The sequence below is a fragment of the Pontibacter sp. SGAir0037 genome (assembly GCF_005491705.1).
Classification (GTDB): Bacteria; Bacteroidota; Bacteroidia; order Cytophagales; family Hymenobacteraceae; genus Pontibacter.
This window is the reverse complement of record NZ_CP028092.1, coordinates 1692591-1715280: the sequence shown is the minus strand read 5'-3', so window position 1 is coordinate 1715280 and position 22690 is coordinate 1692591. Positions and strand designations below refer to the sequence as shown.

General features: G+C 45.7%; 16 protein-coding genes. 6 read left to right on the top strand and 10 right to left on the bottom strand.

Features of this window, described 5'->3' with window-relative positions; genetic code table 11:
- Positions 1-202: 202 nt before the first annotated feature.
- The 4 genes from C1N53_RS07060 to C1N53_RS07045 are packed head-to-tail and all read right to left on the bottom strand — an operon-like array spanning position 203 to position 4873.
- On the bottom strand, positions 203-1501 hold the full coding sequence (locus tag C1N53_RS07060) for an anthranilate synthase component I family protein (RefSeq protein ID WP_137758639.1): 1299 nt from the start codon (positions 1499-1501) through the stop codon (positions 203-205).
- Positions 1502-1512: 11 nt separating this feature from the next.
- Positions 1513-2988 (bottom strand): DUF3808 domain-containing protein, encoded by a 1476-nt coding sequence (locus C1N53_RS07055; protein ID WP_137758638.1) that lies wholly within the window; start codon positions 2986-2988, stop codon positions 1513-1515.
- 49 nt (positions 2989-3037) lie between these two features.
- Positions 3038-3769, bottom strand: coding sequence for a zinc ribbon domain-containing protein (locus C1N53_RS07050; protein WP_137758637.1), 732 nt, complete (start codon positions 3767-3769; stop codon positions 3038-3040).
- Between the two features lie 3 nt (positions 3770-3772).
- A complete protein-coding gene (locus tag C1N53_RS07045) occupies positions 3773-4873 on the bottom strand; it encodes a Nif3-like dinuclear metal center hexameric protein (protein ID WP_137758636.1) in 1101 nt (366 codons plus the stop codon).
- Positions 4874-5097: 224 nt separating this feature from the next.
- Here C1N53_RS07045 and lpxK point away from each other — a divergent pair, with 224 nt between their 5' ends.
- From lpxK to C1N53_RS07030, 3 genes are all read left to right on the top strand, one after another.
- The gene (gene lpxK / locus C1N53_RS07040) at positions 5098-6156 is read left to right on the top strand and encodes a tetraacyldisaccharide 4'-kinase (protein WP_240773417.1); all 1059 of its coding nucleotides are present in this window, start codon (positions 5098-5100) and stop codon (positions 6154-6156) included.
- Between the two features lie 38 nt (positions 6157-6194).
- Entirely contained in the window at positions 6195-8165 is a 1971-nt protein-coding gene (locus tag C1N53_RS07035) for a putative porin (RefSeq protein WP_168193983.1), read from the top strand.
- Between the two features lie 132 nt (positions 8166-8297).
- A complete protein-coding gene (locus C1N53_RS07030; protein ID WP_256377488.1) occupies positions 8298-8903 on the top strand; it encodes a tRNA-(ms[2]io[6]A)-hydroxylase in 606 nt (201 codons plus the stop codon).
- Positions 8904-9070: 167 nt separating this feature from the next.
- Here C1N53_RS07030 and C1N53_RS07025 read toward each other — a convergent pair whose 3' ends face one another.
- Positions 9071-10336, bottom strand: coding sequence for an asparagine synthetase B (locus C1N53_RS07025; protein WP_137758634.1), 1266 nt, complete (start codon positions 10334-10336; stop codon positions 9071-9073).
- Positions 10337-10471: 135 nt separating this feature from the next.
- Here C1N53_RS07025 and C1N53_RS07020 point away from each other — a divergent pair, with 135 nt between their 5' ends.
- On the top strand, positions 10472-11713 hold the full coding sequence (locus C1N53_RS07020; protein ID WP_137758633.1) for an ABC transporter permease: 1242 nt from the start codon (positions 10472-10474) through the stop codon (positions 11711-11713).
- A gap of 117 nt (positions 11714-11830) precedes the next feature.
- Here the strand turns inward: C1N53_RS07020 and C1N53_RS07015 are convergent, their stop codons facing one another.
- Together C1N53_RS07015 and mtaB are read right to left on the bottom strand one after the other, a co-directional pair.
- Positions 11831-12451 (bottom strand): OmpH family outer membrane protein, encoded by a 621-nt coding sequence (locus C1N53_RS07015; RefSeq protein ID WP_240773416.1) that lies wholly within the window; start codon positions 12449-12451, stop codon positions 11831-11833.
- Between the two features lie 91 nt (positions 12452-12542).
- Positions 12543-13862 (bottom strand): tRNA (N(6)-L-threonylcarbamoyladenosine(37)-C(2))-methylthiotransferase MtaB, encoded by a 1320-nt coding sequence (gene mtaB / locus C1N53_RS07010; protein WP_137758632.1) that lies wholly within the window; start codon positions 13860-13862, stop codon positions 12543-12545.
- A gap of 403 nt (positions 13863-14265) precedes the next feature.
- On the opposite strand from mtaB, the gene C1N53_RS07005 reads away from it, so the two are divergent.
- Together C1N53_RS07005 and ispG are read left to right on the top strand one after the other, a co-directional pair.
- Positions 14266-16458: a glutamine synthetase III gene (locus C1N53_RS07005; RefSeq protein WP_137758631.1), complete on the top strand. Its 2193-nt coding sequence runs from the start codon at positions 14266-14268 to the stop codon at positions 16456-16458.
- Positions 16459-16677: 219 nt separating this feature from the next.
- Entirely contained in the window at positions 16678-18651 is a 1974-nt protein-coding gene (gene ispG, locus C1N53_RS07000; RefSeq protein WP_137758630.1) for a (E)-4-hydroxy-3-methylbut-2-enyl-diphosphate synthase, read from the top strand.
- A gap of 67 nt (positions 18652-18718) precedes the next feature.
- Here ispG and C1N53_RS06995 read toward each other — a convergent pair whose 3' ends face one another.
- The 3 genes from C1N53_RS06995 to C1N53_RS06985 all read right to left on the bottom strand — a co-directional run bounded on the left by C1N53_RS06995 (position 18719) and on the right by C1N53_RS06985 (position 22665).
- Entirely contained in the window at positions 18719-20131 is a 1413-nt protein-coding gene (locus C1N53_RS06995) for a sialate O-acetylesterase (protein ID WP_137758629.1), read from the bottom strand.
- Positions 20132-20224: 93 nt separating this feature from the next.
- Positions 20225-21451 (bottom strand): AGE family epimerase/isomerase, encoded by a 1227-nt coding sequence (locus C1N53_RS06990; protein ID WP_137758628.1) that lies wholly within the window; start codon positions 21449-21451, stop codon positions 20225-20227.
- The gene (locus C1N53_RS06985; RefSeq protein WP_137758627.1) at positions 21448-22665 is read right to left on the bottom strand and encodes a glycosidase; all 1218 of its coding nucleotides are present in this window, start codon (positions 22663-22665) and stop codon (positions 21448-21450) included. The genes C1N53_RS06990 and C1N53_RS06985 overlap by 4 nt, the downstream gene beginning before the upstream one ends.
- Positions 22666-22690 lie beyond the last annotated feature (25 nt).

Genomic DNA, 22690 nt, shown 5'->3' with positions numbered 1-22690 from the left:
TGAATTAAAAGTTATGAATTAAGAATGTGGGGTTGAGATTAAGTATGTATAGTTTTAAGCGGACCTTACAATACACTCTTTATCGAAGTTGAACAATTAGAGGTTTATGCGAGACAGTACCATTTAGGGTACTAAGAAAATTTAAACTTCTTACCATTCATAATTTCTAATTCGTCATTCACATTTGCTGAAGGAGCAACCATCAGCCCTGGCCAAGTACTTTTAAAATAGCCTGCGCCTTCAGCAGGCATTCCTGGTATTCTTGCTCCGGGTCTGAATCGTATGTGATAGCACTGCCCACCATAAAGGAGAGATATTGGGTGGAGGCATTATACTGGATGCTGCGAATAACCACATTAAAGTCGGCATCCTGCTCTGGTGTAAGGTACCCATAGGCTCCAGCATATAAGCCACGCTTTGTATTCTCTATCTCTTCTATTAGCTCCATAGCCCTTATTTTAGGTGCGCCTGTCATGCTTCCCATTGGAAATGCACCTCGCAGGGCATCTGTCAGATCTTTTCCCGGCTGCAACTCACCAGTGATAGTCGATATCATTTGCGAGACCTGTTTGAAGCCGTAAATACCGAACATCTCTTCTACGCGAACAGTGCCTGTAGAGCAGGACTTTCTCAGATCGTTGCGCACCAGGTCAACAATCATCATGTTTTCAGCCAGTTCTTTTTCGCTGTTCCGCAGCTGCTGTTGCAGCAGTACATCTTCTTCTGGTGTTGCACCGCGCCGTATAGTTCCTTTGATAGGTTGTGAGGTAAGTTTTCTGCCCTCCTTTTTAAGAAAGCGCTCAGGAGAAGCACAGACTAAATATTTATCTTCAGCTTTGAGGTAGCCCGCAAAAGGAGTGGGTGATGTTGTATTTAAAGCCAGAAACAGATCCAGCGGAGTGACGACAGCCTGTTCAGCGTAAAATTCGATGCAATAGTTTAGTTCATACACATCGCCCTCCAGTATGTGATTTTTTATACGCTCTACAGTTGCTTTGTAAGTGGTCGGATTTACCCGTTGTTTTACTTGAACTGACTGGTTCCCTTTTGCAAAAGGAGCAGGGGTGAGTAGAATGGCATCTATAATAGCGGCAATGGAATCTACGCTGCTTGCTATGCTTATACTTTCTGCACTGTCAAAGAATATCGTCACCTCCGGCCGAAAGAAGAAGATCAGCGGAAAGCCTATATGATCGTGGTTCTTGCTGCTGAGGGTTTCAATCTGATTCTTCAGGTCATAGTTAAAGAAGCCGCAGTAATAGTCCGGGGTACGCTGGATTATTGTTCTGAAGCTGCTAAGCGCAGACGTTTCATCTATAGGCAAAGCCGGGCCATCTGAAACAGCCAGCATATGTTTAAAGCCCTGGTAAGGGTATGGGATATTGTTTGAAGTATAGTAGGCTACCAAAGAAAACTGATTTGCCCAGGCCAGTGCCCTTAAGCGGAATTCTTCAAGAGATACTGGTAAAGAAGAAACAGAAACCGTTGATTTAAATATCATAAAACAATTTCCTATAGCGAAGAAAGTGCAAGCTTGGCTTTAGAGTCTATGCTATTCTTATAGGCATGGTCCTTATAGTTTATGGCCGCCTGAAAGCAGCTTTTTGCCTTTGCTTTATTGTTTTCTTCGAGGTAGATGTAGCCAAGCTGCAATGCTGCATTGGGTGCAAAATATAAAGTAGATGTACCTGAAGCATTAATTGTAAACTCATAAAATTTTTTCGCCTGTGCCATATCTTCCAGTCCATGATATATACGTGCCTTGCGGTACAGGTATTCCAGCTTAACCGGATGCGGGGTATCTTTGGTTAAGCTAAAATCATTAAGGTCTGCCAGGGCCTCACGGTAATAGCCTCCGTCAGAGCGCAGGCGGGCCAAAAGCAGTTCTCTTTGAAGTTGTGTCTCTTCCTGCACAAAGCGTGCTGCATAAATGTCTTCATCTACCAGGGTTTTGCCCACTTCGCTTATTCTGCTGTAGTAACGGCCGGCCATCTGCTGGTTGTTGCTAAGCCAGTATGCCTGAAAAAGCTTGAAGTTAGCTGCCTTTAAATGATTCGTACCTTCATGATTAGTCAGAAAATATTGGTTTTCCTGGATGGAACGTTCAAACTGCCCTTTCGCCAGGTACACATCGGCAGCCATGTAGTGCAGGTAAGGGAAAGAAAGGTAATCTTTTCCGCCTGGTCGTTTTAAATAGTACTGCAAGGCCGCATCGCTTTTCTTTATTTTCTTAAGCATATGAATGGCCGTGAAAGTATAAAGCAGGTTATCCGGGTTCTGTTTCAGCAGCGTGTTTATTGTGGACATAACATGCTGCTCCTGTTGCTGATCGATTAGTTGTTCCAGTACAAGTTTAAGTAATACAGCCTCTTCCTGAAAGGGATTCTCCTGCGAAGCTGCTGCCTGTAAATGCTGCATGCCGGCTTTTACACTCCCTTTCATGCCTATAATGTTTAGTAACCACTTGTAGTTATCCGGTACGGAGCCTACCAGTGCCAGCAATACACCATAGGATTTTTTGTTTGGAATAAAAGAAGGATAGCTTTTAGCATTAGCCTGGTATTGCAGGAAAGCTTTACGAAACTCCCAGGCAGCCGCCAGTTTACTATCAGCCAGCAGGTAGCTGATTGCCAGCTGTAGCCTGATTTCTGCCACACTGAACCCCACCCAGGGAGACTTCTCTTTTAAACTACTCAATTGCGCCAGCCTTTTTTCCTGGGCGTTAATCAGCTTTTTAAAGCTGCCAGGATGTTGCTGTACCATCAAGATCAGAAAATCCTGGTAGTTCGCAATAAGTATAGCGGTGGCATTAGCAGGGCTGTCCTGTAGTTCTGCCGCTATCAGACCTCTTCCTTTGTCAATTTTTAGTTTAATTGTTTCTTGGTAGGCATTGGCCACCCGCCAATTAAAGGCAGAGGCTGCCAATGCGCTTTGCAGCGGAAGAAGCGTAAGGAAGATTATTAAAAAAAAAGGATGGTGATTAGCCATCCTTTTAAGATATTGTTTCAAGCGATTACCGCTTAGCATAAGAATTCAATTAATAAATGCGGTGCTCTACGCCTGCTAATATTCTGCCGCAGTGCTCGCACACAATAACTTTTTTCTGTGCAGCAATATCTGCCTGGCGCTGAGGAGGCACGGTGTTGAAGCAACCGCCACAGGCATCGCGTTTAACAGGAACAACAGCAAGGCCGTTACGTACGTTTTTGCGGATACGGGTATAGGCGCTTAAAAGACGATCTTCGATCTTTGCTGCAGCGGTTTCTCTGTCCTGCTCCAGTTTCTTTTCTTCGTCTTCGCTTTCAGAAACGATCTGCTCCAGCTCGTTTTTCTTGTTATCTAAATCTTTTTTGCGTTCTTCTAAACGGTGCTTGGTACCTTCAATCTCGTTGTTCTTCTGATCGATCTGGTAGTAAGCTTCTTTAATTTTTTTCTCTGCTACCTGAATCTCAAGTTTCTGCAATTCGATTTCTTTTGTGATGGCATCGTATTCGCGGTTGTTGCGTACATTCACCTGCTGGTCCTCGTACTTGCGAATCAGGCTTTCAGCATCTTTTATAGACTGTCTGCGCTGAGCGATGGCATCGTTCAAGGCGGCAACCTCATCGTCGAACTTACTAACCCGCACCTCATAACCTTCTATCTCATCTTCAAGATCACGAACTTCTTCAGGCAAATCGCCTCTTACGCGTCTAATTTCGTCTAGTTGAGAATCGATGCTCTGGAGATGTAATAATGCATCTAATTTACTGGCTACCGTACTTTCCATGAATTAAAAAGTGTATCTGACAGGGTTCGTGTTAGTTTCTGATAAATCGACTGCAAAATTAAGGAAATTTTTTGAAATTACGTCATAAAAAATCTCCTTTGTAAATACCTCACTTTCGTAGTGACCGATGTCGGCAATCATCAGCTTGTCTTCGGCATCGAAAAACTCATGGTATTTCAGGTCGGCAGTAACCAGTGCATCAGCACCATGGCGGATACTGTCTTTGATCAGGAAGCTGCCTGCACCGCCGCAAACTGCCACTTTTTTAATTTTTTTTGCACCTACAGAAGTATATCGAAGCCCCTGTAGTTTCATTTTCTGTTTCAGGTACTGCAGGAACTCTTCTTCGGAAAGAGCTTCTTTAAGTTCGCCGATCATACCAATGCCTACTTCCTGGTTCCGGTTTTCCAAAGCGGTAATATAATGCGCCACCTCTTCATACGGATGTGCCTCCACCAGGGCCTTCATGATGTTATGCTGTAAATAAGCCGGGAATATAAGCTCTAGTCGGTTTTCCTGCACCTGCTCCGGCTTTCCAGCTTGCCCTATGGCGGGATCTGCTTTGTCGGATGGTAAAAACTGTCCCGTTCCCTGCACCCGGAAGCTGCAATTATGGTAGTTACCAATCTGACCTGCGCCTGCTTTATGAAGTGCCTGCAGTACATGGTCTGTATCTGCTACCGGAACAAATGTGACCAGTTGTAAGAGCGTTTGAGATTTGCTTGCCAGTATCTTAGGCTGATGTAGCTCCAGTTTTTCTGCAACCTTGGCGTTAACGCCGTTGTGCACATTGTCCAGGTTTGTGTGGCAGGCGTAGATAGCAACATGATGTTGAATGGCTTTAATGATAGTGCGTTCCACATAACTTCGTCCCGTCAGCTGTTTTAAGCCTTTAAAAATAACCGGATGATGTGCTACAATAAGATTGCAGCCTTTAGCGATAGCTTCCTCCACTACTTTTTCAGTACAATCCAGGGTTACCAGCACGCCCTTTACCTCATCGCCCGGGTTACCGGTTTGTAAACCTGCGTTATCATAACTTTCCTGGTAGGGGACAGGAGCCAGTTGCTCCAGCACTTTAATCACGTCTTGTATTTTAGTCATACCAGTTATAGGAGTAACTTCTAATTTTGATTTTATATTATATACTGTGCTGCACCGTAGGCATCTCCAAAGGTTCCAAGCTATAAAACTTAGATAATCAGTTATAACTAGCAGTGCCGGTCAATACTTACATAAAGCGATGGCAGCGTGTGGCAGGCATCACTTTTCGCGCTAAGATGCGTTTGCGGTTAAAATTATTGTAATTTTGCTACTGCAACAACAACATGGTGAAATATCTTAAACTAATGCTATGGCCATTTTCGCTCTTGTATGGAGCTGTTATGGCTGTACGAAATACTTTGTACGATAAGAAATGGCTTGCTTCTAAGGAGTTTGGATTGCCGGTATTGGCTGTAGGAAATTTAACAGTCGGAGGAACAGGTAAAACACCCCATGTGGAGTATCTGCTTCGTTTGCTGCAGGAGAAATATCGTATTGCCACCCTGAGCAGAGGCTATAAGCGCAGGACCAGGGGCTTTGTGCTGGCCGATAAAAAGGCTACAGCGGCTTCTATCGGCGATGAACCCTATCAGTACTTCCGGGATTTCAGCCAGGTGCAGGTAGCAGTGTGCGAGGATAGGGTAAAAGGGGTGGAGCTCCTGCTGGAGCATACTCCGAGCCTGGACGCAATACTACTAGATGATGCCATGCAGCACCGCTCCATTAAGCCCTCTTTGAATTTACTGATTACTGACTACAACCGCCCGTTTTACAAAGACTTTGTCTTGCCTGCCGGTTTGCTCCGGGAGTTTAGAGGAGGGGCGAAACGTGCTGATGTAGTACTTGTAAGTAAGTGTCCTAATGATCTCATTTCGAATGAGGTTGAACAAATAAAAAGCCAGGTCAGGAAATTTGCAAGGTCGGCGGTGCCTGTGTTTTTCACCTCTTATGTTTATGCGAATCCGGTAGCGATTGGCAGTACAAAGGCGCTGCAAAAGCATGTGTTTCTCCTAACAGGTATAGCGAATGCAGCACCTCTAAAAGACTATTTGCTGCAAGAGGATTATACAGTGCTGCATCATTTTGCTTATCCTGATCATCATCAGTACAGCAAAAGCGATCTGAGTACACTGCAGCAGGCTATTGCTTCAAATAAAAAAACGGGGGCTGTTATATTAACTACCCGTAAAGATGCCGTTAAGCTTTTATCTGAAGAATTGATTGGTATTACCAGTCAGCTCCCTTTGTTTTATATTCCAATTGAGGTCAGCTTCCTTAAAGATAAAGCAGTGTTTGATCAGTTGATACTGGATCATATAAGCAGTAAACAAGCCATTAAATAAATATGATGTATCCCGTGCAACTTACTTGTTGCGCGAAAATGCGTAATTTTGCAGACGTGAAGAAAAGCAAGCTAATAGCAGTACTGATTTTTGTATTTAGTTATATGGCAGGTAGTGCTGCCTATGCTCAGATAGTAGACGATTCCACCCGCCAGATTTATGGTCCGCGAACAACCTTAAACCTATTTGAACGGGATGTGCTGCAGGGTCGCTATATAGAGCAGCGTATAGATACCGCTATACAAAACCTGAACAACGAACGCTTCTGGTACCAGGATACTTCTTTTTACCAGCACCTGGGAAATATTGGTACAGCCTCAAAACCCATTCTTTTCAGCATGCCCCAGAGAATAGGGGTACGTTTAGGTAGAAATGCTTTTGATCGCTATGCCTACGATCCTCAGAATATTAATTATTTTGATACCCGTTCCCCGTACTCGCATCTTTTTTATGTGCAGGGACAAAGAGGAGAGCAGGTCTTTGAAGCTACCTACGCCCGTAATATCACTGAACGCTGGAATGCAGGTCTTGCCTACCAGATAATTTCTTCTTCGCGGCAGATTGGTACACCCGACAGAGGGACTAGAGGTGGCAACTTCGCTAACAGCAGTGCATTTAAGTTTTTCACGCATTATCGTTCCACCAATGATAAGTATGACCTTTTTGCAAACTTTACCTTGCAAAAGGTTTCCCAGCTTGAAACAGGAGGTGTTCGTCCCGAGGAGCTGGAACCTGGGGTTTATGAAGTAGCTGATAGTTTATTCGGGTACGAAACAGAGATACTTAACCTTAATAATGCTTTAACGCAGGAGAGGCGGAATAACCTGCACCTGTTGCACATCTATAAAATTTTAGGGGAAGATCTGAAAGCTTACCATGGCCTTGACTGGGGCAGACAGCAGAATACGTTTCGCGATCTAAATCTGGTTGGTGAAGAACTGCTGAATGGTACGCTGCATTTTTATCCTGATACCCTATATAGTGGTGTAAGAACGGACGACCGTACCAATTACCGGGAACTACAGAACGAGTTAGGTTTTACCGGTAATAGTAAATTTTCTTTTTTTAAAGCTTATTTAAAGCATAGAAGATCGTCGATAGAAAACAGAGCCCTTCAAACGTTTTCTAGAGCAGTAGGAGATACCAGCCTTGTTACGGAAAATACAGCTTTTAACCAGCTTTTTGTAGGTGGGCAGTTCAGGCTCAACTATAAAGAAAAAGCCGTTCTGATGGTAGATGGGGAGCTGCAGTTGGTGCGTGACTACCGTTTGAAAGCATTGGCCCGAATTACAAACGTGGAGCTGTCCCATCACCGGGTTCTACGGTCTGCTTCTCTTACGGAAGAAAGAGTGTTGAGCAACCACTATGAATGGAACAAGGATTTTACCACTGTCCTCTACGACCAAAGTATGTTTGCCTACGGCAGCAGGATTGGCAGGAGGCAGTTTGTCAGGTTCTCCTCGCATTTTACAAACATCCTGCGGTATATTTATTTCAATAAGGTGGATCAGCACAATCCGCTGGATACCAGAATGGAGCCAGTACAGTATGATGGCAATCAGACGTTTTACGGAGCAAGGCTGGAGCATCATATACGCTTTGGCTCTATTCATTTCGAAAATTTTGTTGCCTATACCAATACCGATGAGGCTGAGGTTATTCGTATACCGGAGTGGTTGTTTAATTCTAAACTATATTTTCAGGGAGGCTTGTTCAATAGTGCCCTGTTCGGCCAGTTCGGGGTTGAAATGCATATGCCTACTGCCTATAATGCTGATGCCTATAATCCGGTTATCCAGCAGTTTTACCCGCAGGACTTTTTCCAGGTTCAGACGTATCCTGTACTGGATGTCTTTGTTACAGGGGATATAAAGAACGTGAACTTCTTCCTGAAAATGTCTCACGTGAACCAGGGACTGATGCCGCAACCAGGTTATTTTGCGACACCCTATTATCCGGGCATGCGTCGCAGCTTTATATTCGGTTTAAAGTGGATGTTCTTTGACTAATCTTTCGCTGAATAAGCCTGGTTGTAAAGTTTTTTATAGAGCTCTAAGCAGCCATTAATAGTAGAAAATCAGAGCACCAAGTTGTCAGGATATTCTAGTTGTAATTCTAATTTTCAAGTTGACAAAGTACTAGTGGAAACACAACCAACCAAAACGATACTTCGCCTGCAGTTGCCTACCGATCCGCGTTGGGTTAATATTGCCGAGATGAATATAGAAGAGATACTGGTAGACCATGCCTACTGTGAGCAGAAAGCAGCTACATCAGGTATCTCACTCATTGTAAAGTATCCGGATAAGACAAAGCTGGTTGATGAGATGACAGACCTGGTGGCAGAGGAGTGGAGTCATTTTGAACGTGTGCTGGCTGAACTAAAAAAGAGGGGCTATAGCCTGGGGCGCAACCGCCCCGATGAATATGTGGTGGAGTTGGCGAAGCATATACGCAAAGGCGGGCAGCGTGAGCGACAGTTAATGGATCATCTGCTGATAAATGCCCTGATTGAGGCCAGAAGCTGTGAACGTTTCAAGTTACTCTGGAAAAACATCAAAGACGAAGGACTGCAGAAGTTTTACTATGAGTTAATGGTTTCTGAAGCAGGACATTATGTAAGCTTTGTGAAGCTTGCGAAAGAGTATATGCCGGCTGAGGTAGTGGACGCCCGGCTAAAGGAGCTCCTGGAAATTGAAGCCAACATCATTCGCAACCTGGAACCACGCGCTGACAGAATGCACTAAACTTTAATGTGCTAATTATTTAATGTGCTTAAAATTATGTTACATAGTTTTGAGCTTAGTACTTTATATTAAAAAGATAAACCTAATTACCTATAATAACACCTGCCCATAATCTTATATCGAATATTAGCGCATCAGCACATTTAATAATTAGCAAATTATTAAAATTAAGTTTTCTGTTTCTTTTTCTTAGCTGCCGGAAACAGGATGTTGTTGAGGATAAGGCGGTAACCAGGGGAATTCGGGTGCAGAGCAAGATCGGTAGGATCTTCGCCTACCAAATGCTGGTAATCCTCCGGATCATGCCCGCCATAAAACGTCCAGGTGCCGCGGGCAAAGGTGCCATGCATGTACCGAATCTCACCTAACTCTTTGTTCTCTCCCATAACAGTTACATCCGGCTTTACTGTACTTTTTCTGAAGGCGGTTGTTTGCCCCATAAATCCTTTTATGGTTTTAGCGTGGTTCTGGGTGAGCATGGTGGGCAGCGGGTCCCATTTTGCCGAGAAAGTAAAGAGCTGGAAGAAATCGTTGGCTTCAGAAACATTCCGCTCCTGAGGCTGCATATCAATGTTAGAGTATTCGTACTCCAGTGGATTTCTTACGATCCTGAAGTCTTTGAAAGCAAAGGTTTTAGTATAATCGAACTTTTCCTGCGCATTCGGATCGGCCCCGTCGCCGTCGTACATAGCTTCTATAAAATCTACCCCATCTGCTGCCAGCGCTATATCGTACGTATCAGTAGCAGAACACATCGCAAATAAAAAGCCGCCTCCTGCACAGAAATCTTTTATTTTCTTCACAACGCTTAGCTTCAGTTGCGATACTTTAGCGAAGCCGTGCTTCTGGGCCGATGCTTCAGCTTCCCGCTGCTGCTCCTGGTACCAGGGATAATGTCGGTAGCTGGCGTAGAACTTTCCATACTGGCCGGTAAAGTCTTCGTGGTGCAGGTGAAGCCAGTCGTACTTTGGCAGATCTCCGGCCATTATTTCATCATCATAAATAATGTCGTACGGAATTTCGGCATAAGTCAGTACCAGCGTTACGGCATCATCCCAGGGCATTTTTGACTTAGGAGAGTAGACAGCCACCTTCGGGAGTTTCTCCAGTTTCATAATGTCCATGTTCGCTTCCGGATCGCTGATCTGGTTTAAGATGGTATTATATTGGGCATCCGAAATAACCTGGTAGCTCACGCCACGCACAATCAACTCATTTTCTACCTGGGGCACATGCTGGAATGCAAATGCACCACCCCGGTAGTTCAGCAGCCAGTCAACAGGCAGCTCTCTTGACAGTACCCAATAAGCTACTCCATACGACTTCAGGTGGTCTTTCTGAGATTCATCCATGGGAACAAGTATGGTGGAAGCCCAACCAGTAAAAGCCAGCAAAAATGTGCAAATAAAAAGAGGGATGGATTTAAGAAGCATTATACTTTTATTATCTTTAACAAATATATACTTTCAGTTGAATATTGCTGCATCTATCTGCCACGGATGCTGCGCAATAACTTTTTATTGTTAACGAAAATAAGCGTTAAAGTGCACAAAATATTTTTATAAGGAATGAACGTACTCGAAAACATTTTAGAAGGACTTCGTGCCATACAAAGCAATTTGTTGCGCACAATCCTGACAGGCCTCATCATTGCGATCGGTATTATGTCGCTGGTTGGCATCCTGACGGCGGTGGATAGTATGAAGTATTCGCTTGAGCAAACTTTTTCGAGCCTGGGCGCTAATTCGTTTGATATTCGCCGTTATAACAATTTTGGAGGCAGCCGCGATGGGCGGGCCAATAAGGTTTACCCGATCATCTCCTACGATAACGCCCGCAGGTACAAGCAGCTGATGGAAGACAATGCGGTTGTCAGTCTATCGGCGCATATTTCCGGGGCTACTGTTGTAAAAAATGAGATTGACAAAACAAACCCGAACATCAATATTGTTGGTGGTGATGAAAATTACCTGCAAACTCAGAACCTGATTCTGGGAAGGGGGCGAGGTTTCTCCAGTTTTGAGCTAGAATACGGCACCAATGTGGCCATTATAGGAAGCGAGATCAAAGATAAATTATTCCCGAAGACGGATGCCAACGGTAAGTTTATTACGTTTTTGGGCAGACGCTTTAAAGTAATAGGTGAACTGGAAAAGAAAGGCGGCAGCATGGGCGGCGGCGGCACAGACAGAACCATTATTATACCCTTGGAAACCGGGCGCCAGATACCGAGGGCTGAGAACACGCAGCTAAATTATAACATTAAAACAGCCATTGCCAAACCTAACGAACTGAATTATGTGATGGGGGAGGCAACAGGGATCATGCGTAACATCCGGCAGGATGCGCTCGGGCAGGAGAACTCTTTCGAAATCAGAAGAAGTGATTCGCTGATGCAGAGCCTGAACGAGATCTCCGGGTTTCTGAAAATGGGTGGCTTTATTATTGGTTTCATCACCCTGCTGGGTGCCTCTGTAGGTTTGATGAATATCATGATGGTTTCAGTTAATGAAAGAACTCAGGAGATAGGAGTAAGGAAAGCTTTAGGGGCAACTGCGAAACAGATCAGGCAGCAGTTCCTGATCGAAGCCATTGTTATCTGTATTCTAGGCGGTATCGTTGGCATTGTGCTGGGTATCCTGATGGGGAATGGCATTGCGTCGCTGATAGGAGAGGGTGGTTTTATTGTGCCGTGGATATGGGTATTTGTTGGCTTATCCATCTGCGTGTTTGTCGGGGTAGCTTCGGGGTATTACCCTGCCTCACGTGCCTCGAAACTAGACCCGATTGAGTCGCTGCGATACGAATAAGAACTCAGGCTGACGCATAGCTGCTTAAACAGAAAAGGCCTCTTCTACTTGAGAAGAGGCCTTTTCTGTTTGATGAGGTTCTTGGCTTAAAACAGCTTTTAAACCATTGCCTGGAAATTATTTTTTTGGAGTTTCTTTTTTAGCAGATGCCTTTTCAGACGCATACTGCTCGTTCAGACCTTTCACTACGTCTGTGGTGATATCTAAAGTAGAATCGCCATACAAAATAGCGCTGTTGCCTCTCTGGTAGGTAAGCACCATTTTATATCCTCTTTCTTTGCTCAGATTTTGCAGATAAGCTTCTACTTTATCATAAATCTTTTTCATTTCCTCTGACTCTTCCATCGCCAGCTCGTTGCCTGTTTGCTGGCTTAGCGCCTGCAACTGCTGTTGTCTCTGTGCCAGGCGTTGCTCTGTAGTGCTACGCTGCTGCATGGTCATACCCTGGGCAGTCTGCTCATAGTTGGCAACATCTTTCTGGAAAGCATCAGCTCTTCTGCGCAGATCTTTCTCCGCATCCTGAGATTTTGTCTGCAGGCGGGTACGTATCTCTTTAAAGTACTCGTAATTAGTTAAAAGAGAGTCGGAGTTTACATACACAGTAGCAGGAGTTGCGGGTGTTTCTGCTTCGGTAGAAGTAGTAGTAGCAGCCTGCGGGTCAGCTTGCTTAGATTGGTTGTTGCATGCAGCCAGTAAAGCTACCAGTGATGCTCCCAAAACAAATTTTGTTACTTTCACGATTTAGATAAATTATACTAGTTGTTGATTTTCTTAAGACCAGAGAACAATTAAAACTTAAATATATAGCTTTTCTGATTAACTATACTATTTAATGGTGAAGAATCTCCCGGTAAGTTTCTTCTGCCTCCATTAAGTTGCCCGGGTTGATACCTGTCAGACGCACATGCTTGGTTTCGTTGATCAGAACAGGGTCGTATTTGGCAGCCACACGAACATAGTTCTCTGTAAATCCCTCCATCACACCATCTTTTACATCTTCCTCAAACAGCACATTAAATTCTCGCCCGATGTTCTGTTCGTAGAAGTAGCGCTTCTTTTTCTCAGACAGGATGCGAAGCATATCTGCTCTGCGGTTGCGCTCCTTTATGCTCACTTTTCCTTCCATACCAGGAGCCAGCGTATTTTCGCGCTCAGAGTAAGGGAAAACGTGCAGGTAACTTACATCCAGGTCATTTATAAAATTATAAGTATCCAGGAAGTCTTCTTCCGTTTCTCCCGGAAAACCTACAATTACATCAACCCCGATACAGCAATGCGGCATTAACGCTTTTATTTTTGCCACCCTGTCAGCATACAACTCACGCTGGTAACGGCGGCGCATCAGGCGCAGTATTTTGTTGGAGCCGGACTGCAAGGGCACATGAAAGTGGGGCATGAAGCGGTTGCTCTGCGCTACAAATTCAATAATGTCGTTGCTGAGCAAATTCGGCTCGATAGAGGAGATACGGAAGCGTTCAATCGACTCAACCTGGTCCAGGGCCTGTACCAGCTGGTAAAATGTTTCTACCCGTTTGCCGTTCTGCAGTCCGAAGTCACCGGTATTCACGCCTGTCAACACAATTTCTTTTACCCCGGACTTAGCGATTTCACGCGCCGATTGCACCACATGCTCTATACTGTCTGACCGGCTGTTGCCCCTGGCCAGTGGTATGGTGCAGAACGAGCAGGAGTAGTCACAGCCATCCTGTACCTTTAAAAAGGTGCGGGTTCTGTCGCCGAACGAGTAGGAGTTATGGAATGTATTGGCCTCACTTATTTCACTGGCAAACACCTGTGGTTTTTCCTTTTTCTCGAAGCCCTCCAGTATATCAACCAGCTGAAATTTCTCTGCGGCACCTAATACAGCATCCACACCCGGTATTTCACTTATTTCTTTAGGCTTTAACTGTGCATAGCAACCTACAATCGTAATAAAGGCATCAGGAGAATGCTTAAGAGCCTCCTTCACAATTTTACGACATTTCTTATCTGCGTTATCCGTTACAGAGCATGTATTGATAACGTATATATCAGGTGTATCAGTAAACTCTACCTTTTCGAAGCCACGTTCCTGAAATATCCTCCCGATCGTGCTGGTTTCGGAGTAGTTAAGCTTACAACCTAACGTATAAAAAGCTACTTTTTTCATAATCAGGCCGCAATTTACAAAAAATATAGCGAAGAAGAAAAACAGCCTTTTCTAAGCTGTTAATTACAAGCTGTTTAAATAATGGCTGGAGAATGATGATGTACGCACATTTACGCACCTTTAGGCTTACACACGTCTTCCTGACAAAACAGAAGCGGATGGCTCTGCCGGATCTGCTTCTTTAGCCGTTTAAGCTGCTTATACTGCGCGGCTGTGGCAGCAGCTTGAACAAATAGCTTAAATTATGTTAAAATTTAAGTGTTGCCTTTGTTTTTAGGAGGTAGTTTCTAAAAAACAGATGTGTTTTTTAAGAATACCCTATAAAAAATAATGTATGAGTTCTTGCAAACTTATTTTTATCTCTATATTTGCTACACCTTAGAACACCCAACTAATTTGATTCATGGCAACACTACGATTTAAGGCGCTAGAGCTCGTAAGCCAGCGTAAAACGGGAGAAATTACCTCACCCTCCCAAAAAATTTCTGACTACTATGGGGAGAACGTATTTGGCCTGGAGGCAATGCGTGCTAATATGTCCTCTGATTACTTTAAGCGTCTGCGTCGTACCATTGAAGCGGGCGAAAAAGTAGACCGTAACCTGGCAGATGCTGTGGCAGCTGCCATGAAATCCTGGGCCATCAGCAAAGGTGCAACCCACTACACACACTGGTTCCAGCCATTAACCGGAGCTACCGCCGAGAAACACGACTCCTTCTTTGATCTTACTTCTGAAGGAACTGCCATTGAGAGTTTCAAAGGAAGTGCGCTTGCACAGCAGGAGCCGGATGCCTCTTCTTTCCCGAACGGTGGTATCCGTAATACATTTGAGGCCCGCGGTTATACTGCCTGGGATCCTTCTTCTCCGGCATTCATTATTGAGGGTACCAATTCAAAAACACTTTGCATTCCTACTATCTTCGTTTCATACACTGGCGAAGCGCTCGATTATAAAACACCTCTGTTAAAGTCTTTGAAATTATTAAACGATGCTGCTGTGCCTGTTTGCCAGTACTTCGATAAAGACGTAACAAGAGTAAATACAACATTAGGTATTGAGCAGGAGTACTTCCTGGTTGACAAAGCGCTGTATGCTGCACGTCCTGACCTGGTTATGACTGGCCGTACCTTGTTTGGTCATGCTCCTGCTAAAGGCCAGCAGTTAGAAGACCATTACTTTGGTTCTATCCCAAGCCGTGTACATGCTTACATGGTTGATTTTGAAAAGACGGCACACAGATTAGGTATTCCGCTTCGCACACGCCATAATGAAGTGGCACCAAGCCAGTTCGAATGTGCGCCTACCTTCGAAGATGCGAGCTTGGCTGCTGACCACAACCAGCTGTTAATGGACATCATGGATCGTGTGGCTGAAAGACACGGTTTTAAAGTGCTGCTTCACGAAAAGCCTTTCAAAGGTGTAAACGGTAGCGGTAAGCACAACAACTGGGCGATGAGCACTAACACGGGTGTAAACCTATTAGCACCTGGCAGAAAGCCGAAAGAAAACCTGCAGTTCCTCACGTTCTTCATCAACACTATAAAAGCGGTTTATAAGCACGCTGACCTTTTACGTGCCAGTATTGCTTCAGCCAGCAACGACCACCGTTTAGGTGCTAACGAAGCGCCTCCGGCCATTATGTCCGTTTTCGTTGGCCAGCAGTTAACAGCTGTTCTGGATGAATTAGAGCGTACTGCCAAAGTACCGATGGAGAAAGGCGATAACATGTACATGAAACTTGGTATCGATAAAATTCCTGAAATTTTACTGGATAATACCGATCGTAACCGTACTTCTCCTTTTGCCTTTACAGGTAATAAATTCGAGTTACGCGCTGTAGGTTCTTCTGCAAACGTATCTAATCCAATGACTGCCCTGAACACCATGGTGGCAGAGCAACTGGTAGAGTTCAGGAAGTCAGTTGACGATCTGATCGATAACCAGGGCATGAAGAAAGAACTGGCGATTATACAAATACTTCGTGAGTATGTTGTAGAGTCTAAAGCGGTTCGTTTCGAAGGAAACGGTTATTCAGAAGAGTGGGCACAGGAAGCTGAGGCACGCGGCCTGTCGAACGTTAAATCTACGCCAACGGCACTGGATGTTCTCAAGCGTGAGGACGTGGTGGAGCTGTTCACGAAGTTTGGTATTTTAACGGAAGTTGAATTACATGCCCGTCATGAAATCTTACTGGAGGAGTACATCAAGAAGATCCAGATTGAGGCACGTGTGCTGGGCGATTTAGCTGTTAACCACGTTATTCCGACTGCCGTTGCTTATCAGAACAAACTGATTAACAACTACCGTGGCTTAAAAGAGCTGGGCCTGGAGGCAGAGTATACCGAAGCAACATTAGAAGCTATCAAAAAGATGTCGCGCCATATCACAACCATTCAGAAGAATGTAGATGAAATGATTGAGGCTCGTAAAGTAGCTAACAAGATCGAAGATGCGCGTGAGCGTGCCATCATGTACCAGGAGAAAGTATTCAGCTATTTCGATACCATTCGTTACAGCGTAGATAAGCTGGAACTGATGGTAGACGACGAAGACTGGCCTTTAGTAAAATATCGTGAACTGATGTTCAACCGATAATACCTTAGAATTATATAGAAAAGGCAGCCCAAAGGCTGCCTTTTCTATTTTAGGTAGCTGGGTTTTCCGTTCCGGTAATCTCGAGGATGGTTTAATGGTAAATTAACAAAAGGAAGTAAAGAATAAACCTTAAATTTGTGATCATTATCAGTTGAACAAAGCAAGCCCAACTTTAGTTAAGAGTACGGAGCCAATGCCCGTGCTATAAGTTTACGCTTTATGAATAAGAACTACTGTCCTAGCCTGACCGAATACAAACGCCGAAAATCCATAGTGGTAAACATTGGCGGAGTGCCCATGGGAGGTGATTATCCTATTCGGGTGCAATCCATGACTACAGTAGATACCATGGATACCATTGGCTCTGTAGAACAATGCATTCGTATGATCGAGGCTGGCTGCGAATACATCCGTATTACGGCACCAAGTATAAAAGAGGCTGAAAACCTGAAGCATATCAAAGAGGAATTGCGCAGCAGAGGGTATGATGTGCCGCTTATTGCCGACATACACTTTACGCCCAATGCGGCAGAGGTTGCCGCCCGTATAGTTGAAAAAGTACGGGTGAATCCGGGCAACTATGCCGACAAGAAAAAATTTGAGGTTATAGAATACGACGATGCGTCTTATCAGGCAGAGCTCGACAGAATAAGAGAGCGGTTTCTGCCACTGGTGCGCATTTGCAAGGAGTACGGTACTGCCATGCGTATCGGTACCAACCACGGATCTTTGTCCGATCGGATTCTGAGCAGGTACGGTGACACGCCGCTTGGTATGGTGGAAAGTGCTTTGGAGTTTCTGCGGATCTGTGAAGCAGAAAATTACCACAACATTGTTATTTCCATGAAGGCCTCCAACACGCAGGTAATGGTACAGGCTTACCGCTTGCTGGTGCAGAAGCTGGAAGAGGAGGGAATGCAGCCTTACCCTTTACACCTGGGCGTAACAGAAGCCGGTGAAGCTGAAGACGGTCGTATTAAATCTGCTGTAGGCATTGGAACATTACTGGAAGATGGCCTGGGCGATACCGTGCGTGTATCGTTAACAGAGGCTCCGGAAGCGGAAGCACCAGTGGCTAAGGCCCTGATCGACCGCTATACACACCGGGCTGAAAAAGCTACTCTCCTGAAGCCGATCTGTCAGGTTCCCATCGATCCGTTTCAGTATCACCGTCGAGAGACACTAGAAGTCGGGAATATAGGAGCGTTAAACGTGCCGCGCGTGGTGGCCGACCTCAGCCGCCTGGCAAATATCCAGTATGCCGACCTGAAATGTGTAGGGCACTTGTACTCTATGCTGCTCGATAAGTTCAATATGAATGATCTCGGGGCAGATTATATCTATACCGGCAACGAACCCATTCGCTTTATGCTGCCAAACGGCTTGAAAGAGATTGTGGATTATGATGCCTGGCTGCTGGCTGAGCAACGGGAAGAACGTCACCCGCTTTTCAGTGCTGCTCAATACAGGAGCGGCATCGAACGACATGCAGCCTTAAACTTTGTGCTTCTATCGCTGGATGATTTAACTCCTGAGCTGATAGAAAAACTAAAGCAGGACCATACTGCTGTGCTGATGCTGCAGACAACAAATGAACATGCCATGGCGGAGCTGCGGAAGTGTTTCTTCCGTTTGATGAACCAGGGAGTACAGAACCCGTGCATCATTAAAAGAGCTTATGGTGAAATGACCCAAGATCAGGTACAACTGTATGCTGCTACGGATATCGGTGGCTTGTTGATTGACGGCTTGGGCGATGGCGTGATGCTGGGAACAGAGCTGCTGCCTGCTATGGAAAAAACAGCGTTGCTGGCAACCGTAGAAACGCTCAACAACCTGGGCTTCGGTATACTGCAGGCCGCCCGCACGCGCATGAGCAAAACAGAGTATATCAGTTGCCCGAGCTGTGGGCGCACATTGTTCGATCTGCAGGAAACTACTGCCATGATACGCAAACGCACCGATCATCTGAAAGGTGTGAAAATCGGGATCATGGGGTGTATTGTAAACGGTCCTGGTGAAATGGCGGATGCCGATTACGGCTATGTTGGTGTCGGGAAAGACAAGATTGCGCTTTACCGTGGCCAGACAGTTGTAAAAAAATCTGTACCTGCCGATCGGGCGGTTGATGAACTGATTGAACTGATCCGGGAAGATGAAAAATGGATCGAACCTCTGAAACTGGTAGAGTAGGAGAGATAAAACAAAAAGCGCTTGTTCACCCGGAACAAGCGCTTTTTGTTTAAAAGGAGTAGCGGTGTTACTTCAAGGACACAGGTTCTGCTTCTGTTCGGAAACTCGAGGCAGGTAAACCTTCTGCATTAAAAAGGTTTGGCTCTGCTGTGTTGCTCCAGGCAAACCGTACTGCCACAGGTTTTTTAACCTGCTTTGCCTGCACCACAATAGTACTGCCTTGTATCTTGGCACTGGCTTTCACAAATTGCTGATCGGCTCCGGCAATTTCGAAATTTGTCAGCTCATTCCCTTTTGCTACAAGGCCTTTTCCGGCATAATCAAAGTATAGCCTGACCTTATTGCCTTCTACTTTCATGCTACGGTACAAAGGCCCGGAGGCAGGCAACTCTTGTTTGCCGTAGGCTTTGTGCAGGGCCAGATCAGCCAATCGCTGTCCTACATCACTTTTATTTCTAGGGTGTATATCGTCTTTATTGCCGATATCGCTTACGACTACCATACCCGTATTTTCTGTTTTCTGCAGCACCCTGCGCTGAGCATCTCTTAGCAGCACCCCCTGCTGGGGCACATCATATTGATAGGGGGCAATTTGCACGTAGTAGAAAGGGAATGCCTGGTTCCACCGGGTGCGCCAGTTCTGAATAAGTGCAGGTAAGAGTTCGGCATAGTTTGCAGGGCTTCCTGTGTTCGATTCTCCCTGGTACCACAGCACACCTGCCAGACGATAAGGAACTAATGGAGCAATCATGGCATTGTAAATTTTGGCTGTTTTTACTGGTCCCCAGGGTACTTCCTGTAGGTTAGCAGCATCTTCTGCCAGTATTTTATTTTCTTCAATTGTTTCTTTGCTTACCCATGCTTCGGCGGGTGTGCCTCCCCAACTGCTGTTTATCAGCCCAACCGGCACCTGCAGGGTCTGGTGCACTTTTCTTCCGAAGAAATAGCCAACGGCGCTAAAGTCGATCATGGATTCCGGCGTGCAAACCACCCATTGCCCATCCAGGCTCAGCTGAGGAGTATCGGCAGTTCTGTGAGAAACACTAAAGAAGCGGATAGAAGGATAGCTGGCCAGCGGCACTTCTCTTTCTGCGTGCTCTATACCAGCTCTCGCAGTCCATTCCATGTTGGACTGACCAGCGCAAAGCCATACTTCTCCGAGCAGCACATCTTCTATCTTGATGGTATTATACCCTTTGATCTCTACCGTATAAGGTCCTCCGGCAGCGGGTGTCTGAAGTATCACTTCCCATTCTGCCAGGTTGCTTGCCTTGGTTTTAACAGGTTTATGGTTCCAACTGGGTGTTACAGTTACCTCTTCCCCCGACTTAGCCCAACCCCATATTTTAACCTCGGCATTTTGCTGCAACACCATATGATTGCTGAACACAGCAGGAAGCGTCACATTTGCTTTTACCTGGCTTATACTCAACAGAAAGCATAAGGCATAAAGAAAGGATGTATAGTGTTTACTGCTCATAGTTGTTACCGATCAGAATTGCTTCAGTTTATTAAACGCTAATAAGTTACTAGTATAAGGAATATCTATGATTTATAGTATCTATACCTGGTACTAAGTCAGCAGATTTTCACAGCGGCTCATTACCTCCAAACAGGCGCGTGAGTTGTGGTACGGACATTTCCAGAAGCCTACCTTATCTTCGGTTCGCATTAAGCTATAGTCGTTGTAAACGCCCCAGTACCATTCTCCATGTTCCTTGTCCAGCAAATATTTTTTGGCAAACTCCCAGGCTTGAATGGAATGCGCCAGGTAATGCGCTTCATTCGTTAACTGGAAAGCGTTCAGGAAACCTACCATGGCCTCTGCACTTACCCACCATTCCCGGTGAGTGTCATAGTGGTTTTCCGTTCTTTTAAGCTCATGATACAGGCTGCCATCAGCCTGCAGACCTTCTAGGGTAGCTGCTGCCATGCCAGCTGCCACAGATTCCACCTGGTGCAACAGCTCCGGGTTGCCAAGTACTTCTGCGGCTTCATGCAGCAGCCACGAAGCTTCAATATCGTGCCCATACGAAACCAAATCGGCTGTTGATTGCCAGTCCCTGGTAAAGAACAGCATCATGTGCCCGGTATTCATGTCTATTATGTTATCCAGGAACAACCTTATCAAGCCTTCCAGCTGAAGCGCCAGCTGCTGATCAGGCCATGACCGGTAAAGGCTGGCATAAGCCTCCAGTATATGGAGGTGGGTGTTCATGGTCTTCGGGTCGTTCCGGTCTTTCGCGCTCAGGCGCAGGTCTTCCAGCAGTTCACCTTCCCGGCTGAAAGCCTCCAGGTAGCCGCCCTGTTCTTTATCGAAGCTGTATTGCTCTATCCATTGAAACAATTCCCGGCACAGTGTCAGAGCCCCTGCATCCTGTGTAGCTGAATAATACTCGCTGAGGCCGTACAGGGCGAAGGCCAGTGCATAGATCTGCTTGCGGGTGCTAAGCGCGTTTCCCTGTGCGTCTACCGACCAGTAGATGCCACCATGGGTTTTATCAAAAAAGTGGTTAACCAGGTAATCATAAGCTCTTTTTGCCGCGGTAGCGTATGCGGCTTTTCCGGTATGGCGGTAGGCAGCCGAGAACGACCAGAGTATACGGGCGTTCAGAATAGCTCCTTTCGGAGCTACCTGGTTTACCCGCCCGCCACTATCGATCTGTCCCACAAAACCACCGCCCGCTTCATCTAGTGTGTTCTCCAACCAGAAAGCAAGAATACGTTCCAGTTCAGCTGTTACCTCGGCCTGGTAGGTTTGCAGACTTTCACCTGTAGTTGTCCCTTTCTCTATCCTCATGAAGCGCTTTCGAGAGTTGCCAATGATTTGCCTTTTGCTTCAAGAAATGCAAGGTTATGATCGATGATCCGGTTGATCTGCTGCACAGAAGCTGCTGAGCGGAACTTGTCTTCCGGTGTATGCACCACATAGTCTAGTAGCTGTTCCACTGTAGAAGTAGCCACATGCATGCGGGTATCCGAGGAGCCGTAATAAATGAAGACGGTGCCGTCATCATCCAGAATCCAGCCATTGGCGAACGTTACGTTAGAGACATCGCCTATGCGCTCTTCACCCTCCGGAGCTATAAAATAGCCACCTGGTTTGTAGATAACCTTTGTCAGGTCTTCCAGGTCCGTCATGAACATATACAGCACGTAGCGCAGACCGGCAGCGGTATTGCGCACCCCGTGCGCCATGTGCAGCCAGCCTTTTTCTGTTTTAATAGGAGCGGGTCCCTGACCGTTTTTAACCTCGTATACTGTGTGGTATTGTTTCTGATCCACGATCAGCTCTTTTTCCACCACAGCGTTTTCTATAGTGTCTGCCAGTCCAAAACCAATACCACCGCCAGTGCCCGCTTCAATAAAGCCGTCCTGCGGGCGTGTATAAAAGGCGTATCTGCCGTTCACAAATTCTGGGTGCAATACCACATTGCGTTGTTGCGGAGAAGGTGTCTTTAGATCCGGCAGGCGTTCCCAGTTTACCAGGTCACGGGTACGAGCAATACCTGCCTGAGCTACTGCCGAAGACTCGTCTCCTGGTTTTGCGTCCGGATCTTTGCGTTCTGTGCAGAAAACACCGTAAATCCAGCCATCCTCGTGCTGCGTTACGCGCATATCATACACGTTAACGTCTGGGTTTTCAGTTTCAGGCATAGTGATCGGGCGGTCCCAGAACCTGAAGTTGTCAATGCCGTTGTCGCTTTCGGCTACCGCAAAAAAGGATTTTCGGTCGCTTCCTTCCACACGCACTACCATCAGGTATTTCCCGTTTAATTTAATGGCACCGGCGTTAAAGGCAGCATTAATGCCAAAGCGCTCCATCAGGAACGGGTTCGTTTCTGGATTAAGGTCATAACGCCAGAAAAGAGGAGCATGCTGCGCTGTCAGGGCAGGATACTTGTAACGGTCTATCACACCATTTCCCAGCGCTAATTTCTCGTTCGGGCGTGTAACCAGTTCCTGGTGAGCTGTCTGCAACGCTTCAAGCCTGGTTTGAAATGTAGTATTCATCAGCAGTAAATTTAGAATATGATTA

Bases quoted from the DNA above. Each gene is read 5' to 3' on its own strand.
- C1N53_RS07035 (WP_168193983.1), top strand. From the start codon at position 6,195: ATGCGTAATTTTGCAGACGTGAAGAAAAGCAAGCTAATAGCAGTACTG.
- ispG (WP_137758630.1), top strand. From the start codon at position 16,678: ATGAATAAGAACTACTGTCCTAGCCTGACCGAATACAAACGCCGAAAA.
- C1N53_RS07005 (WP_137758631.1), top strand. From the start codon at position 14,266: ATGGCAACACTACGATTTAAGGCGCTAGAGCTCGTAAGCCAGCGTAAA.
- C1N53_RS07025 (WP_137758634.1), bottom strand. From the start codon at position 10,336: ATGCTTCTTAAATCCATCCCTCTTTTTATTTGCACATTTTTGCTGGCT.
- mtaB (WP_137758632.1), bottom strand. From the start codon at position 13,862: ATGAAAAAAGTAGCTTTTTATACGTTAGGTTGTAAGCTTAACTACTCC.
- C1N53_RS06995 (WP_137758629.1), bottom strand. From the start codon at position 20,131: ATGAGCAGTAAACACTATACATCCTTTCTTTATGCCTTATGCTTTCTG.
- C1N53_RS06990 (WP_137758628.1), bottom strand. From the start codon at position 21,451: ATGAGGATAGAGAAAGGGACAACTACAGGTGAAAGTCTGCAAACCTAC.
- C1N53_RS07020 (WP_137758633.1), top strand. From the start codon at position 10,472: ATGAACGTACTCGAAAACATTTTAGAAGGACTTCGTGCCATACAAAGC.
- C1N53_RS07060 (WP_137758639.1), bottom strand. From the start codon at position 1,501: ATGATATTTAAATCAACGGTTTCTGTTTCTTCTTTACCAGTATCTCTT.
- C1N53_RS07050 (WP_137758637.1), bottom strand. From the start codon at position 3,769: ATGGAAAGTACGGTAGCCAGTAAATTAGATGCATTATTACATCTCCAG.
- C1N53_RS07055 (WP_137758638.1), bottom strand. From the start codon at position 2,988: ATGGCTAATCACCATCCTTTTTTTTTAATAATCTTCCTTACGCTTCTT.
- lpxK (WP_240773417.1), top strand. From the start codon at position 5,098: ATGGTGAAATATCTTAAACTAATGCTATGGCCATTTTCGCTCTTGTAT.
- C1N53_RS07045 (WP_137758636.1), bottom strand. From the start codon at position 4,873: ATGACTAAAATACAAGACGTGATTAAAGTGCTGGAGCAACTGGCTCCT.
- C1N53_RS06985 (WP_137758627.1), bottom strand. From the start codon at position 22,665: ATGAATACTACATTTCAAACCAGGCTTGAAGCGTTGCAGACAGCTCAC.